We start from the raw sequence: 14,418 nt of genomic DNA on the forward strand, positions 1-14,418 counted from the left end.
AGTAAGCGCGTGAATCTATTGCAGCGTGAGAAAATGCTGGTCCAGCAGTCTCTGGAGCTAAAACAGCTGCGCGCAGAAGTGCAAAAGCTGCAGGCGCAGAATGACAGTATGAGGCAGGGAATGCGGCGGTGTGTGACCTGTGATTACCGATTGCAGGTAACCCGCAATACCTTAGCCTCCAGCCTACGAGAGGAGACGTCATGAGTGCAGTTGAAGTGCCTAATTTTGGTGAGTTATTGGCCCCTTATATCGGCTCTGTGCCGGAACATGCGGTGCCTAATTTTTTAGCTTTGCTGGAGCGTGGAGCGGCAGATCGCTATCGCTACTGGGCCGAACAGCTACCTGATTTTAGCGATGGTTTAAACGTCTGCGCTGCCAGTGAAGACAAAATTGCTGATATCGTTGAGAGCCTGTTTCCTATCGCCGAGGACTTGGCTGCGGAGATCGCAGGGCCGCTGCCTGACGCCCGTCAGGCTTATTACTCGGTATTTGAGCCGTTGACCCTAAAACAGCAGCTGCAGATTCAGGCGGCTGCTGAACTGCAGGGTGCCAAAGCCTGGGAGGCGATGCTGGTCGACGGGATGCCTGCGGCTATGCGTGAGGGCCTCGAGCAATGTATGAAGTTGGAGCGCGAAAGCTCGACCTATCTTTACAGTATTATCGATCAGGTAGGCTAGAGCTTTGAGCCAGACCAATATTCTGCGCCGCCCTCTGGACCTGCTGCTGGTGTTGTTCTTTTCTGTGGCGGTGATTTACGCGCTGTTATTCAGCCTGCCGGAGGGGTTGGGTGTGCCGGTCGCAGCCGATAGCCCCTGGCCGCCGTTGCAGTGGTTATATGACTGGGCGGTGGCGGAAGAGCCCGCCCACCTGGACCCGCCACCGAACCTGATTGCGGCGACATTGTTTGACGGCCTGTTTCAGGCGCCTTTATTGATAGGCGTGATTATCGGTTTGATTGGCCAGCGCAGCTGGCTGCGCCCTTTGGGTCTGTTCTATGCTGGGGCAGCAATGACCAACATGTTTTTTTACTTCACGCAGACCTTTCTGGGGCCGCACCCGCCGCCTAATACGGCCTATTATCTGGTGTTTAACTTGCCATGGTTGTTGGCCCCGGCATTACTGGGTCTGCGGGTTTTGCTAGCCCGCGACCTCTAGTGTGGGCCGCTCCCGAGCATTCCTCGTCAATTTAGTGTAGAATGCTCGGCCCTAAACGATAAGTACAAGACTCTTTATATGGCTTCTCCCAGCAAGCGTCGCGGTCCTGCGGCCCCCCCCCAGACCAGTTTATCTATTGCCGAGCAAACTGCGGCGTTCCTGAAAACCGGTGGTAAAGTCGAAGAAGTGCCGCGTGGTATCAGTGGGCAGCCCGGCGCTACTGCGCGCAAGCACATCACCATCAGCACCAAGTCGCAGTAGCTAACGAACTCCCCGCCTTCAGTCGGGGAGCGCAAACGCTATAATATGGTCGCTGGGCATTTGCCCATAGGCAGCCATGCCAAAATGGCCGCCAGCGGTTATAACCACGTACTGCTTCTGGTTTTTGCCTGAGCGATAGGTCATGGGTGTGGCGTGGCCTCCGGTTGGCAGGGGCGCTTTCCATAGTTCCTCTCCGGTTTCCGTGGCAAACGCCCTCAGGTAACGGTCGGTGCTGCCCGCAATAAAGGTCAATCCGGAGGCAGTTACTGCCGGCCCACCCACATTAGGTGGGCCCTTGATCAGCGACACGGGCCAGGGCGCGATGTGCTCCAGCGTTCCGAGCGCAGTCTCCCAGAGTATCTCTCCACGATTCAGGTCTACTGCAACCAGTGTTCCCCACGGTGGTTCGTTACAGGGTACGCCAAGGGGCGATACTACCGGTGCGATTTCCAGGCAGTAGGGAGTGCCCAGCTGCGGTGAGGCAGCGCTGGCTTCGCTGCATTGTTCGCGTGGCGTTAGCTTGAGGATCGCCGGTATGAAGCGCGAGTTGAGCACGGCGATGTTGCGTTCGGGGTCCAGCGCTGGAGTGCCCCAGTTGTTGCCGCCAAAATCGCTGGGGTAGAACAATGAACCCTGCGTTGATGGCGGGGTAAAAATCCCCTCATTGTACAGCCCGGCCAGCGTATCCCGGCAGGCACTTTTATCCCAGAAAGTGAAGCCCCAGGCATCCTCCGGCCCCAGCCGGGACGGGTGTAATGGCGGTGGTCGGGTCGGGAATGGTTGTGTTGGTGACAGGTACTCACCGGCAACTTCACTACCCTGCGGCACTGGGCGTTCTTCTACCGCAAACAATGGCTCTCCGGTTTCGCGGTTGAGCAGGAACAGGTGGCCCATTTTGGTTGGCTGTGCCAGCGCGGGTATGGTTTCACCGTCACGTTCGAACTCGAACAGCGTAGGCTGAGCCGGAGTATCGTAGTCCCAGATGTCATGGTGGACCATCTGGAAATGCCACACTATCTCACCCGTGCCACCGTTCAGTGCCACTACGGAGCTGGAATAGTAGTCCAAATTATCGCGCAGGCCGCCGTAGAAGTCGGTAGAGGTGTTGCCGGTAGGCAAGAACACCAGATTGCGTTCCGTATCCACTGAAATAATTGACCAGACGTTGCTGCTGCCGCGTTGGTAGACCGGCTCGCCATTGGCATCCAGCTCCGGCGTTTGTCCGGGTGGAATAGGGTCCCAGTGCCAGATTTTTTTGCCAGTGCGAACATCAAAGGCTCGCACCACGCCGCTGGGCATGTCGTTGTGTACGCGGTCCAGTACCATAGCACCCATGATCAACTTGTCGCCGAGAATCGCGCCGGGTGAATGTGCTGAGTATTCATATTCAAGATGTTTGCCGAGTCCGGCTTTCAGATCCACTGTGCCGTCTACGCCAAAGTCTTTGCAGAACTGGCCTGTGGCGCCGTCTACCGCCAGTAGTCGCCCGTCCATGGTCCCCATAAAGATACGGTGAGCGCAGATGCCATCGCTGTTGGCCTCGCCCTGCCAGCTGCTGACGCCACGGCAATTCACCATGACTTCCTTACTGATATCCACTTGCGGGTCAACGCTCCACAGTTCTTCACCGGTGCGCGGATCCAGCGCGAACATGCGGTTGAATGCTGTGCAGCCATAGAGCGTGTCATTGACTAGCAGCGGTGTCAGCTGCCAGCCGCTGCCCATGGCTGGAAATTCGGCGCCATTGGGATAAGCCACAGTGCCGTCGCCAGGCATGCGTACATCGCCGGAGCGATACTCCCAAGCCTGCTCCAGCTGCATGACATTGTCAGCAGTAATTTGCGTGGCGGCGGAGTAGTGACCGCCGCCCTCGTTGGCGCCGTAGCTGGTCCAATCCGCGGTGGGACCCGAGTAGTCGATTTCCTCCGGTTGTCCGCAGCTGGTTAGCAATGCGGTAGCGAGCATCAATGTGAGTATCGAGTAGAAGTTGCGCATGGATAATCCTGTCGGTTGCGGGTTGGCTGCGCTGGGTTATTTTTTCTTATTCGCGGGCCAGATTCTCGATCCGTAGTGTAGAGCGAATTGACGCGCATTGGCATGGGCATCACGCAGCCGGATCGAGCAAATGGCCGCTGGCCTAATATGCTTTACTGCTGGCGCTGAGCCGGACGATCTTAGCGGTAGCCAGTGGGCGAAGTCCTGCTGATGTCTGCTAATGTAGTCAGGTAGAGCATTGAGATAACATTTCAAAAAGTAGCTGCGGAGTTTACGCGAGTTAATGAGCAAGATATTTGTAACCGGTGTACTGCCGGGTGATGCGTTGGAACGTCTTGGGCAGTTCTGCGAGTTGGACACTTGGAGTAGTAGTGAGCCACTGTCGGTAGAGGTTTTGAGTGAGCGCCTGCAGGGCTGCAGCGGCCTGCTTTGTATGCTGACTAACCGCATTAATGCCGCCTTGTTGGATGCCAATCCGCAGTTACGCTGGGTGTCGAGTATGTCGGTGGGCGTCGATCATATCGACCTGCCGGAACTGACCTCTCGAGGTATAGCGGTGGGCAATACTCCAGGGGTTTTGGTAGACACCACGGCGGACCTCACTTTCGCGCTGCTGCTAGCCGCTGCCCGCCGTATTCCCGAGGCAGATAGCTATATCCGCGACGGACGCTGGCGTGCAGACCAGGCCTGGTCGCCAACTATGTTGACAGGTAAGGACGTGTCAGGGGCCACGCTGGGTATTATTGGTCTAGGTGAGATAGGTCAGGCGGTGGCGCGGCGCGCCCAGGGTTTCGGAATGCGCGTACTGGGGTGGACCCGTTCCGGCCGGCAAGTGCCAAGTGTAGAGACTATGGGGCTGGATGAGCTGCTGGCCAATGCCGATTTTGTCAGCGTCAATGTGGCGCTGACTGCTGCCACCCGGGGTTTGCTCGATGCTGAGGCCATCGCCAAGATGAAGCCTGGCGCGGTGCTGGTTAACACGGCTCGTGGCGGTATTGTTGATGAGGCGGCGCTGGCCACAGCGCTAGCTGAAGAGCGTCTCTATGCGGCCGGTATTGATGTCTTTGCGCGTGAGCCAGTAGCTTTGGATAATCCTTTGCTGGCACTGCCCAATGTGGTGGTGGCGCCGCATATTGGCAGCGCATCAAGCGCTACACGCGAGCAAATGGCAGGGCTGGCCGCGGATAACCTGATTGCGGCACTGACCGGTGAGCCCATGCCCCACTGTGTTAATCCCGAGGTCTATCCGCGGCTGTAGTGCTGTGTGCCCGTCTAATCGTGCACGCCGTGCATATTGTTGATGGTGCAGGACATATCCGTGCCGAGGATGAAATAGTCAAAGCTGCGGGTCCTGGCCTGGTTGCGCTCCTGCGGATTGTCGCGGAACTCCAACTTTAGCACGCGGGCGTTAAGGTCAATTTGCAGAGTATCCAGATTGGTGCGGTTGAATACCTCAGGGGCACTGGTTAGCCCGGCCTCATAGCAGGTGACGCTGCATTCTTCACCGGGCTCGCATTGGAGCTGGCGTTGGGCCAGTGCCTGTGGCGCGCTCAGGCAGGCCAATGTGAAAACGGCAGCAACAACTTTTATCACGGTATTCTCTCCTGCAAAAAAATCGATTATTGCCAGGTTACTGTTGTCCAACACCTTAAGGCGCTCAGGCGTCGGGAAGCTGACCGGTCAGTTTGGACAGCAGCGTGCGCGCGCTCGATCTGACGGCATCCTGGCTGCGTGGATTAATGTCGGTAGCAATTTTAGTGACCACACCGCGCCATACCTCATGGCGTTTTTTACCATCATTAATCTGCAGTGCCAGGTTATAAGTCTCGCGGTCAGTGCCCAGGGCAATGGCGTTATCTCGCTCGGCTTGGCTGACATTCATGTTGGGGCGCAGCCCGGCACGGGCACTGACCATGTAGGCATTGTCACCTTTGGCACCTGCGACCAGGCCGGGTGCATAAATGTAGTCGATGGTGAAATCACCGTCCCATTCGAGCAGACGGTAACCCTTGGCTTTTAGCAGGCGGTCCGTCTCCTCACGCACGATCGGATCCAATGTATAAATGGCATCAGCGGAACCCTGAGAGTTGCGAATCGGCTCGGTGCGCCAGGAGTAGGTCTGGTAATTACCTGCACTGAAAGTGTCGACCGGCCAAGTATCCACCTCGGTACTCGCGCAGCCGCCGACGATCAGCAGTGTCAGTACGATAGTGCATTGTTTCCAAACGCTCATGGGTGGTTCTCTCCGGCCAGTTTTTGCGAAAAGGCATGTTATCAGTATGGTCTGCAGGCAGCTAGCGCCGACAGTGCTGAAATAACTTAAGCGACCTGCTAGAATTTTGATGATAATAATTAGTTATTTCTTGGGGTAACCATGATTTCGCGGCAAATGATCCGTACTGACCTGAATTTGTTGGTCGCTTTGCAAGTATTATTGGAGGAGCGCAATGTGACCCGCGCTGCGGAGCGGCTATTTGTATCTCAACCGGCGCTCAGTAAAACCCTGCAGAAACTGCGTGAAGCTTTCGACGATGAATTGTTTACGCGTACCGCTCACGGTCTCATACCAACGCCGCGAGCCGAGGCCCTGGGGCGCGGATTGCCCACGGCGCTTATTAAGCTCGATCAACTGTTGGCCGATGATCAGTTTGATCCCGCGACGTATGAGGGGCACTTTCATATCGCCATTTCACCGTTGTTTGCCGAAGTGTTGCTGCCCGGTTTACTGGCCGAGGTGACCAGTGCTGCGCCGGGCGTCGACGTATTGACGTCGGACGTGACTCCGGAATTTCAGGACCAGCTGAAGCGTGGCGATGTCGACTTTGTGGCCTACGTAGTGGGCACCACCGATAAAGAGATTCATGCAGAGCCGATTAACACGATCAAACCGTTGTGTTACATGCGCGCCAATCACCCGCTGGCAGACAAAAAACTGACCTTGGAGAATATGTTAGAGCACCCTCATGTGCGGCTTTATCTGCCAGGTCTGGCGCGTGAGAACTCTAGCAAGGTAGATGAAATTCTGGCGCAGAAGGGTATGTATCGGCGCGTCGTGCTCGAAACCACTCAGTTCGCTCCGGCCGTGGGGGTGATGCTGCAAACTGACTGTCTTCTCATTGCTAACGCAGGACTGTCGCGCAGCAATCTGTTTGCGGACCACCTCATTGGTAAGGATGTGCCGGTTGATTTGACCCAGATGTTCGATGCGCACGGTCGCTCCGGACGCACCCGGATGGCGTTGTTGCGCCATACCCGCATCTCGAACAGTCCCGCTCACCAGTGGATGCGGCGCCTCATCGTCAAACATCTGTCGGATCCAGACAGCATTGAGGATGCTTGAATTTTGCTGATTTCAGATGCGTAATGCGCTTCGGCCTACTATTCTTATTAATAGCTTAACCAAGGATACACAATAATGAAAAATACCTCCTCGCGGTCTATGCCGCTGCGTACCTTCCTAATGGCAGGCTCGATATCGCTGGTTCTTTTAGCGGGCTGTCAGACCAAAGAGCCGGCAGTTCCTGCAGCGCCCGCTGCCGTCGATAGTGAGCGCTTACTAGGTGCGGCAGCAGAGCCGGCCAACTGGATGTCCCACGGGCGCACCTATGATGAGCAGCGACATAGCACGCTGCAGCAAATCTCTAGTGAAAACGTCGCTGAATTAGGCTTGGCCTGGAGTTTTGACTTGCAGACCGAACGCGGTATTGAGGCCACCTCGCTGGTGGTCGACGGTATTATGTATATGACCTCGGCGTGGAGCATAGTCCATGCTCTGGATGCCCGCACTGGTGCGGTGCTATGGAGCTATGACCCCGAGGTTGCCAAGGACAAACAGCGCCATGGCTGTTGCGATGCGGTGAACCGGGGTGTTGCTGTCTGGCAGGGTCAGGTGTTTGTGGGTGTCTATGACGGCCGTCTGGTGGCGTTGGATGCGGAGACTGGCGCGGTGAACTGGTCGGTGGCCACGGTGGACCCTGAATTGCCCTTTACCATCACCGGCGCACCCAGAGTCATCGATGGAAAAATATTAATAGGCAATGGCGGCGCCGAATTTGGCGTACGCGGGTTCATCAGTGCCTATGCGGTTGCGGATGGAGAGCAATTGTGGCGTTTTTACACCGTGCCAGGAAATCCGGAATTGGGTTTTGAAAACGCCGCTATGGAGATGGCAGCCAAGACCTGGAACGGGAAATGGTGGGAACTTGGCGGTGGCGGTGGCACCGTTTGGGATTCTATGGCCTACGACCCTGAGTTGGACCTGCTGTACATTGGCGTCGGGAATGGCACGCCCTGGAATCAGGAAATTCGCTCGCCCGGTGGCGGTGACAATCTGTTTCTGTCCTCCATTGTTGCCTTGCGTCCCGACAGTGGTGAATACGTTTGGCACTATCAGACCACGCCGGGAGAAACCTGGGATTACACCGCCACCCAGCACATTGTGCTGGCCGATATGGAGCTCGATGGTAAGCCGCGCAAAGTACTGATGCAGGCCCCCAAAAACGGCTTCTTTTACGTGCTGGATCGGACCGATGGCACGCTGTTAAGTGCCAACAACTACATCGACCTGAATTGGGCCACCCATGTCGACATGGAAACCGGTCGCCCGGTAGAAGTTGCCGGTGCTCGTTACCGGGATGAGACGATGATTATCGTGCCCTCCTATCTCGGCGGGCACAACTGGCATCCGATGGCCTACAACCCGGACACAGGTCTGGTATACATTCCCGCACAGGAGTTTGCTGCCGCCTATGCTCAGGCCGCAGATTTTGAGTACCGTCCCGGTGCCGCCAACCTCGGCACCGATGGCGTGATCGGTAGTCTGCCGGATTCCCAAGCGGCACGGGATGCTATTCGCCCGTTGATGCAGGGGCGACTGCTGGCCTGGGATCCGAAAACGCAAAGCGAAGCCTGGCGCGTGGAGCACACAGGTCCCTGGAATGGCGGCGTATTGTCGACGGCGGGCAATCTGGTGTTTCAAGGCACGGCTGACGGCACTTTTGTGGCCTACAGTGCCGACAAGGGAGAAAGTCTGTGGCAGTTTCCGGCTCAAACCGGGATCGTCGCGCCCGCGATCACCTATGCCATTGACGGCGAGCAGTATGTGTCCGTCAATGTCGGTTGGGGTGGCGCCTACGCCTTGGTGTTCGGTGAATACGTGCGCGCGGAGAGTTTACCCAACGTGAGTCGGGTACTGACCTTCAAGCTGGGCGCCGATGGCACGCTGCCGCCGGTGGAGTGGCGGCCGACAGTGGTATTCAACCCGCCGTCACGCAGTGCCAGCGCAGAGCTGGAGGCGCGGGGCTTTGCCCTGTATCAGGACGGCTGTATGGGTTGCCACGGGCTTAATGCGGTATCCGGTTTGCTGATTCCCGATTTGCGCGGTTCGGCCTATTTACATGATGCCGACGGTTGGAATGCGGTAGTCAGAGAAGGCGCGCTGGCCGAGCAGGGCATGGCAGATTTCTCGGCATACTTCGATCGTGAGGAAAGTGAGGCGATCAGGGCCTATGTGATTCAGCAGGCGTGGCGGGGCAAGGAGTTGCGCGCGAAACAATAATTTTGCAAGTAACCAAGGTTGCAAGTAACTAACGTTGGTCAAACGTTAAGGTTTCCAGGCGGCCATGCCACTGTCGCGCATGGCTTGCACGTCATGCTGTATGACTACTGCAAAATCTGGCCGGGCGTCTAACTGCGCCAAATAACGGCGCAAGTCGCCTAACCTCGTGGCGTTCTCAGGCACGATAAAATTGCTGTAGATCCAGGGCTTGGGCTGATCCGCGATGATCGAGTGTTTGTCGTTGCTGATATCGCCGGCCATGACCCAAACCCGTTCTGCTACCTTGGCGAAGTAAATCGTGCTGCCGGGTGTATGGCCGCCGGCGGCTAATGCCAGTACGCCAGGGAACCCAGGAAGTGGCATCAGCAGTGCATCATCCAGAGTGGTCTGCGTGCAGTTGGCGCGGGCTATCGCATCAACCCCGGAGCCGGTGGTGTAATTGCTCTGGGTGCTTTGGATAGGTGTTTGATAGACAGTGGCGGGGGCAGACTGCGCCGCGCAGATACCCGCCAGACCATCGGTATGGTCGCTATGCAGATGCGTGAAGACGATGCCGGTAATAGCGTTGGCCGCATCCCCTAATTGTTCATCCATGGCGCCAAAGGTCTGCGTAGGTTGGGCTTTGAGCAAGGATTCCATCGGTTTGCCAAAGGCTATTGCCTGCGCTGGAGGCATTCCGGTATCAATGAGCAGTGTCTTGCCGCTCTCCCAGCGCAGCAATATACCCGGGTGATCGATCGTGCCGTCTGGCCCTGTTTGGCTGGCAGTGTTCAGATAGTGAATGCTGGTAGGGCCGAGATTGGTTTCAATGGCGGCCAAAAGGACGTTCATCGCTGGCAGCGGCGGGGTTTCTAACTGCCGTATCTGCCAGTGTGCTGGCAGTAAAATGGCGGCTGGGAGTGCCACTAACAGCACCAGGATGAAGGTGAGCGTGCGCAGCAGCCCGTTCATAAAGAAGCCTCTAGACCTTTATCACCAGCTTGCCGAAGTTATTGCCGGAAAACATTCCCATGAAAGCCTCGGGAGCGTTCTCCAGACCCGTCACCACGTCCTCTTTATAGGTGATTTTGCCAGCAGCCAGCCAGCCGGCGACATCACCAATGAATTCGGGTGCATATTGATAGTGATCGCTGATAATGAAACCGGTCATCTGAATACGTTTGGTCAGAATCAGGCTCTGCAGCAATGACATGCGGTCTGGCCCTGGCGGCAGCTGCTTCTGGTTATAGTGCGCAATCAGCCCGCAGACGGGAATTCGTGCGTAATTGTTAAGTAACGGCATAACCGCTTCCCAGGACGAGCCTCCCACATTTTCAAAATAGACATCGATACCATCGGGGCAGGCTGCGGCTAGCTGTGCTGCCATATCGTCGTCGTAGTGGCTGACGCAGGCGTCATAGCCCAAGGTCTCTACCGCGTACTTACACTTCTCTGCCGCACCGGCAATACCGACCACGCGACAGCCCTTGAGCTTAGCTATCTGGCCGACTACCGAGCCGACTGCGCCAGTGGAGGCAGCCAGTACCACGGTTTCACCGGCTTTAGGTTGGCCCAGCTTGAGCAGGCCGTACCAGGCTGTTAACCCGGGCATACCGAGCACACCCAGTGCGTAGGAAGCCGGGTTGATGCGCGGGTCCAGCAGGCTGACGCCGGTGCCATCACTGACCTCGTAGGACTGCCAGCCCGAATAGGCCATGACACGGTCGCCGACCTTGAACTTGTCGTTCCGCGAAGCCTCAATAATGCCAACCGTGCCGCCCACCATGACGTTGTCGAGCTTTACGCTGGCGGCGTAACCATCGCTGGCATTCATGCGACTACGCATATAAGGGTCCAGTGACAGGTACTCGGTGCGAATCAATATCTGACCCTTGCGTAGCTTTGGAATGTCGGCGCTTTCCAGTCGAAAATTGTCTGCCGTGGGTTTGCCGGAAGGGTGTGAGGCCAGCACGATGCGCTGGTTGCGAGTAGCTTCTGCGGTAAAGCCGAGAGTCGGCGCAAGCGCTGCAGCCCCCAAGCCGAGAGAACCGGTGGTGAGAAAGTTGCGACGTGTTTGCATGGGGAGCTCCGTAGCGGACAGATGGCAATGAGTGAGGCAGGTTATCACTATTTGGTTCAGGCAAGAACCGGGCGCCGCTGGTTTGACAGCGACCTCGCGCCCACACAGAATGCTGGTCTTGCTTTTTCCCGTCAGGAGATCCACCGCATGCAGCCAGATCAGTTCAGTGACATAACCTACGTCAGGGACAGCGCCGGTATTGTCACCCTAACGCTCAATACTCCGCAGCGTAAAAATGCGCTCTCCGGGCTCACCTTTCATGAAATCTGGTGGGCGGCTGAGCACTTTAAGTCCGACGAGGATGCCCATGCCATGATCATTACGGGTGCGCCCGATCCGGACTCTGATGACGCGACCCGTGAGGCGTTCAGCAGTGGTGGTTATTTCAGCCCGGATGCTTTTGAGGGTGTGCCTGAGGCGGTGATGGCAGAGATAGACCTGTCTGACATTGCACAAAAGAAAACCGTGCTGCAGCTGTTTCAATGCGACAAGCCGATTTTTGCCGCGGTTAACGGTCTCGCTATTGGCGGTGCAGTCACCTTGGTATTGGCAGTGGCGGATCAAGTGTATATGTCCGAGCATGCCTGGATGCAGCTGCCGTTTGCCAAGCTCGGTATTGCAGCGGAATTGGGTTCCACATTTTTATTGCCAAGGGTACTGGGTTTCCAAAAAGCCAAGGAGGTGTTTTTCTATCCGGAACGTATCGCGGCGGCGCAAGCTGTGGAGCTGGGCTTGGCGGGTAAGGTGCTGCCGCACGCTGAGTTGCTGGACTACACCCGCGAGCGCGCGCTGCAGTTGATCCCCCCGCGTGGTGCTGGTCTCGCGATTCGCGAAATGAAAAAAGCGATGCATGCACCCCATGTGGAGGCGTTGAGCGAGGCCCTGGATCGGGAAAACACGGCACTCAACACCTTGTTCCGCAGTAAAGATTTCACCGAAGGGTTGAGCGCGCGCATGGAACGCCGAGACGCAGTGTTTATAGGCCAGTAGCTGGACTAACGGCGGATCGAGGCGCGGTAACTGCGGGGTGAAGTGCCGATGGTTTTGCTGAACAGGCGGGAGAAATAGAGCGGGTCATCGTAGCCTAGCGCGCCGGCAACGGCGTTGACGCTGAGGTCGCTGGAGTCCAGCAGCTGGCAGGCGTATTCCATTTTCATATTGAGAAAATGTTTAATCGGCGGGTAGCCGGTCAGGCGTTTGTATTTGCTGGAAAAATGATACTTGGACATGACCGCAACGGCGGCCAGCTGCTCCAGAGTCAGCTGGCCGTCGATGTGCTCGCGCATGAAATCCTGGATCTGCTCCAGATTAAAATTGTGTTGGGTATTGGCTTGCGTAGCGCTAATCTCCAGCGCCATCTCGCTGAACACGTGGCGTAGCTGATTGGCGGCGTTGATAAAGGCCCTGGCACTGTAGCCGGTGCGTCGTACTGACATCAGGCTATTGAAGTTCGCGGTCAATGTGGGGGATAGACCGGCATCGACGACCGGAGTCCCTTCTCGATACCCCAGATATTGAGTGAAGATGCCGGTACTGGCGCCTTGAAAATGCACCCAGTACAGGGTCCATGGGTCGCGGCTGTCTGCCTTATACTGGTGTGGAAGGCCCTGCGGCAGTAACAACACCTGTCCAGGCCGTATCTTGCCCTGCCAGTCATCGGTGGTAAGGCTGCCCTGTCCCGAAACGCAATACATTAGCAGGTTGTCATCATGACGCGTGCGTTGCATACGGTGCCCGGCGGCGCTGGGGTAGTAGCCGATAGCAGTGGGGTAGCAATCTTTAGTCAGTGGGTGACGGGCCAGTTTTTCGATCATGAACGACGGCGTCATAAAGCGAATACCGGACTCGGGCAGGGGCCATTTTGAAGGAGCGCTCATAGCGCAATATAATCCATAAACTTCGCAATTTAGTCAATGTCTACCATACTGAATGCTGGTAACGTGGTCGGCTACCAAAAAAACATGAATCGCAGGAGATAGTGAGATGTCCGCAGAACAGACCCCACAGCAGCAAATGGCTGCCATGATTGAACGCTCGCGCGTGGCCCAGGAACAGATCGCCGATTACACTCAGGAGCAGGTCGACGAACTGATTCGCGCCATGGTTTATGCCGTGGCCCGCGAAGACCGCGCGGAGGAGATTGCTCAGTTCACGGTGGAAGAGACTCAGCTGGGTAACTATGAGGGCAAGTATCTCAAGATTCACCGCAAGACCCGCGCCACACTGATGGATATTATCCACGATAAATCTGTGGGGGTGATCGAGGAAGATCACGAACGCAATATTGTCAAAATTGCCAAGCCGGTGGGCGTCATCGGTGCTCTATCCCCGTCTACCAACCCAGAGGCGACGCCGGTCATCAAGGGCATCTCCGCCATCAAGGGTCGTAATTCCATCATCATAGCGCCGCATCCACGGGCCAAACTGACTAACAAGAAAATCTGCGACTACATGCGCGAGGCACTTGAATTGTGCGGTGCGCCGGCTGATCTGGTACAGGGCATCGAGATTCCGTCGATTGAGCTGACTAATGAACTGATGGCCCAGTGTGATCGCGTGTTGGCGACCGGCGGCGGTGCCATGGTGACGGCAGCGTACTCCAGTGGTACCCCGGCACTGGGTGTCGGCGTTGGTAATGCCTGCATTACAGTGGACGACACCGCTGATCTGGAGGAGACCGCCGAGAAAATCCGCATTTCCAAGACTTTGGATCTGGCTGCATCATGCTCATCAGATAACTCCGTACTGGTCTTCGAATCTATCTTTGATGCGCTGGTTGACAAGCTCAAGCATGAGGGCGGTTATGTTGTTAATGAGGAAGAGAAGCTGAAACTGCAGAACACCCTGTGGCACGATGGTCATCTGAACACCGCAATCGTGGCTCAGCCGGCGCACAAGATTGCTGGCATGGCCGGTATCGAGCTACCCGAAGGCGTACAGTTTTTTATCGTGCCTGAAACCGGTGCGGGTCCGGATTACCCCTTTTCTGGAGAGAAGCTGTCGGTGACCATGACCCTGTACAAGGTCAAGGATATCGATGAAGCGATTAGTCTGACCAATGCGATTCAGGCCTATCAGGGCCAGGGTCACTCTTGCGGCATCTACTCTTACAGCGACGACAACATAATGAAGTTTGCGCACGCGACCAAGACCTCGAGGGTCATGGTGAATCAGCCGCAATCTGCCTCTAACAGCGGCAACCTGTGGAATGGTATGCGCCAGACATTCTCCCTGGGGTGCGGCTCCTGGGGTGGTAATTCAACCAATAACAACATCACCTGGCGTGACCTGATCAATGAGACTTGGGTTTCCAAGCCGTTGGCTGTCACCAAGACGCTTCCTTCCGATGAGGAGTTGTTTGGTGCTGTTATGACCAAGTTCAAGTAAGCCG

Annotated in this window: 15 protein-coding genes; 9 read left to right on the top strand and 6 right to left on the bottom strand. The window is 56.5% G+C overall.

Annotated elements, in window-relative coordinates; translation table 11 throughout:
• Positions 1 to 9 precede the first annotated feature (9 nt).
• From EYC98_RS05275 to EYC98_RS05290, 4 genes are all read left to right on the top strand, one after another.
• Positions 10 to 204 (top strand): hypothetical protein, encoded by a 195-nt coding sequence (locus tag EYC98_RS05275; protein WP_279244261.1) that lies wholly within the window; start codon positions 10 to 12, stop codon positions 202 to 204.
• Positions 201 to 677, top strand: a complete 477-nt coding sequence (locus tag EYC98_RS05280; RefSeq protein WP_279244262.1) for a hypothetical protein — start codon at positions 201 to 203, stop codon at positions 675 to 677. Before EYC98_RS05275 ends, EYC98_RS05280 begins: the two co-directional genes overlap by 4 nt.
• Before the next feature lie 4 nt (positions 678 to 681).
• On the top strand, positions 682 to 1,155 hold the full coding sequence (locus EYC98_RS05285; protein ID WP_279244263.1) for a hypothetical protein: 474 nt from the start codon (positions 682 to 684) through the stop codon (positions 1,153 to 1,155).
• A 78-nt stretch (positions 1,156 to 1,233) separates the two neighbouring features.
• Positions 1,234 to 1,416 (top strand): hypothetical protein, encoded by a 183-nt coding sequence (locus EYC98_RS05290; RefSeq protein ID WP_279244264.1) that lies wholly within the window; start codon positions 1,234 to 1,236, stop codon positions 1,414 to 1,416.
• Positions 1,417 to 1,434: 18 nt separating this feature from the next.
• Here the strand turns inward: EYC98_RS05290 and EYC98_RS05295 are convergent, their stop codons facing one another.
• Complete coding sequence (locus EYC98_RS05295) at positions 1,435 to 3,411, bottom strand: pyrroloquinoline quinone-dependent dehydrogenase (protein ID WP_279244265.1); 1,977 nt, start codon at positions 3,409 to 3,411, stop codon at positions 1,435 to 1,437.
• Positions 3,412 to 3,694: 283 nt separating this feature from the next.
• Here EYC98_RS05295 and EYC98_RS05300 point away from each other — a divergent pair, with 283 nt between their 5' ends.
• Positions 3,695 to 4,669, top strand: coding sequence for a 2-hydroxyacid dehydrogenase (locus EYC98_RS05300; RefSeq protein ID WP_279244266.1), 975 nt, complete (start codon positions 3,695 to 3,697; stop codon positions 4,667 to 4,669).
• Between the two features lie 14 nt (positions 4,670 to 4,683).
• On the opposite strand, the gene EYC98_RS05305 is transcribed toward EYC98_RS05300, so the two are convergent.
• The gene (locus EYC98_RS05305) at positions 4,684 to 5,004 is read right to left on the bottom strand and encodes a hypothetical protein (RefSeq protein ID WP_279244267.1); all 321 of its coding nucleotides are present in this window, start codon (positions 5,002 to 5,004) and stop codon (positions 4,684 to 4,686) included.
• A gap of 64 nt (positions 5,005 to 5,068) precedes the next feature.
• Positions 5,069 to 5,644 carry a DUF4136 domain-containing protein gene (locus EYC98_RS05310; protein ID WP_279244268.1) on the bottom strand — a complete coding sequence of 192 codons (576 nt, stop codon included), beginning with the start codon at positions 5,642 to 5,644 and terminating at the stop codon, positions 5,069 to 5,071.
• A 141-nt stretch (positions 5,645 to 5,785) separates the two neighbouring features.
• On the opposite strand from EYC98_RS05310, the gene EYC98_RS05315 reads away from it, so the two are divergent.
• Positions 5,786 to 6,751 carry a LysR family transcriptional regulator gene (locus EYC98_RS05315; RefSeq protein WP_279244269.1) on the top strand — a complete coding sequence of 322 codons (966 nt, stop codon included), beginning with the start codon at positions 5,786 to 5,788 and terminating at the stop codon, positions 6,749 to 6,751.
• A gap of 75 nt (positions 6,752 to 6,826) precedes the next feature.
• Complete coding sequence (locus EYC98_RS05320; RefSeq protein WP_279244270.1) at positions 6,827 to 8,968, top strand: PQQ-dependent dehydrogenase, methanol/ethanol family; 2,142 nt, start codon at positions 6,827 to 6,829, stop codon at positions 8,966 to 8,968.
• 45 nt (positions 8,969 to 9,013) lie between these two features.
• On the opposite strand, the gene EYC98_RS05325 is transcribed toward EYC98_RS05320, so the two are convergent.
• Together EYC98_RS05325 and EYC98_RS05330 are read right to left on the bottom strand one after the other, a co-directional pair.
• Positions 9,014 to 9,919: an MBL fold metallo-hydrolase gene (locus EYC98_RS05325; protein ID WP_279244271.1), complete on the bottom strand. Its 906-nt coding sequence runs from the start codon at positions 9,917 to 9,919 to the stop codon at positions 9,014 to 9,016.
• 10 nt (positions 9,920 to 9,929) lie between these two features.
• The gene (locus EYC98_RS05330; protein ID WP_279244272.1) at positions 9,930 to 11,027 is read right to left on the bottom strand and encodes an NADP-dependent oxidoreductase; all 1,098 of its coding nucleotides are present in this window, start codon (positions 11,025 to 11,027) and stop codon (positions 9,930 to 9,932) included.
• A 27-nt stretch (positions 11,028 to 11,054) separates the two neighbouring features.
• Here EYC98_RS05330 and EYC98_RS05335 point away from each other — a divergent pair, with 27 nt between their 5' ends.
• Positions 11,055 to 12,017 (top strand): enoyl-CoA hydratase/isomerase family protein, encoded by a 963-nt coding sequence (locus EYC98_RS05335; protein ID WP_279244273.1) that lies wholly within the window; start codon positions 11,055 to 11,057, stop codon positions 12,015 to 12,017.
• A gap of 5 nt (positions 12,018 to 12,022) precedes the next feature.
• Here EYC98_RS05335 and EYC98_RS05340 read toward each other — a convergent pair whose 3' ends face one another.
• A complete protein-coding gene (locus tag EYC98_RS05340) occupies positions 12,023 to 12,904 on the bottom strand; it encodes an AraC family transcriptional regulator (RefSeq protein WP_279244274.1) in 882 nt (293 codons plus the stop codon).
• A gap of 106 nt (positions 12,905 to 13,010) precedes the next feature.
• Between EYC98_RS05340 and EYC98_RS05345 the strand changes: the two genes are divergently transcribed.
• Complete coding sequence (locus EYC98_RS05345) at positions 13,011 to 14,414, top strand: aldehyde dehydrogenase family protein (RefSeq protein ID WP_279244275.1); 1,404 nt, start codon at positions 13,011 to 13,013, stop codon at positions 14,412 to 14,414.
• Positions 14,415 to 14,418: the final 4 nt, after the last annotated feature.

The sequence above is a fragment of the Candidatus Litorirhabdus singularis genome (assembly GCF_026262625.1).
Taxonomy (GTDB): Bacteria; Pseudomonadota; Gammaproteobacteria; order Pseudomonadales; family Halieaceae; genus Litorirhabdus; species Litorirhabdus singularis.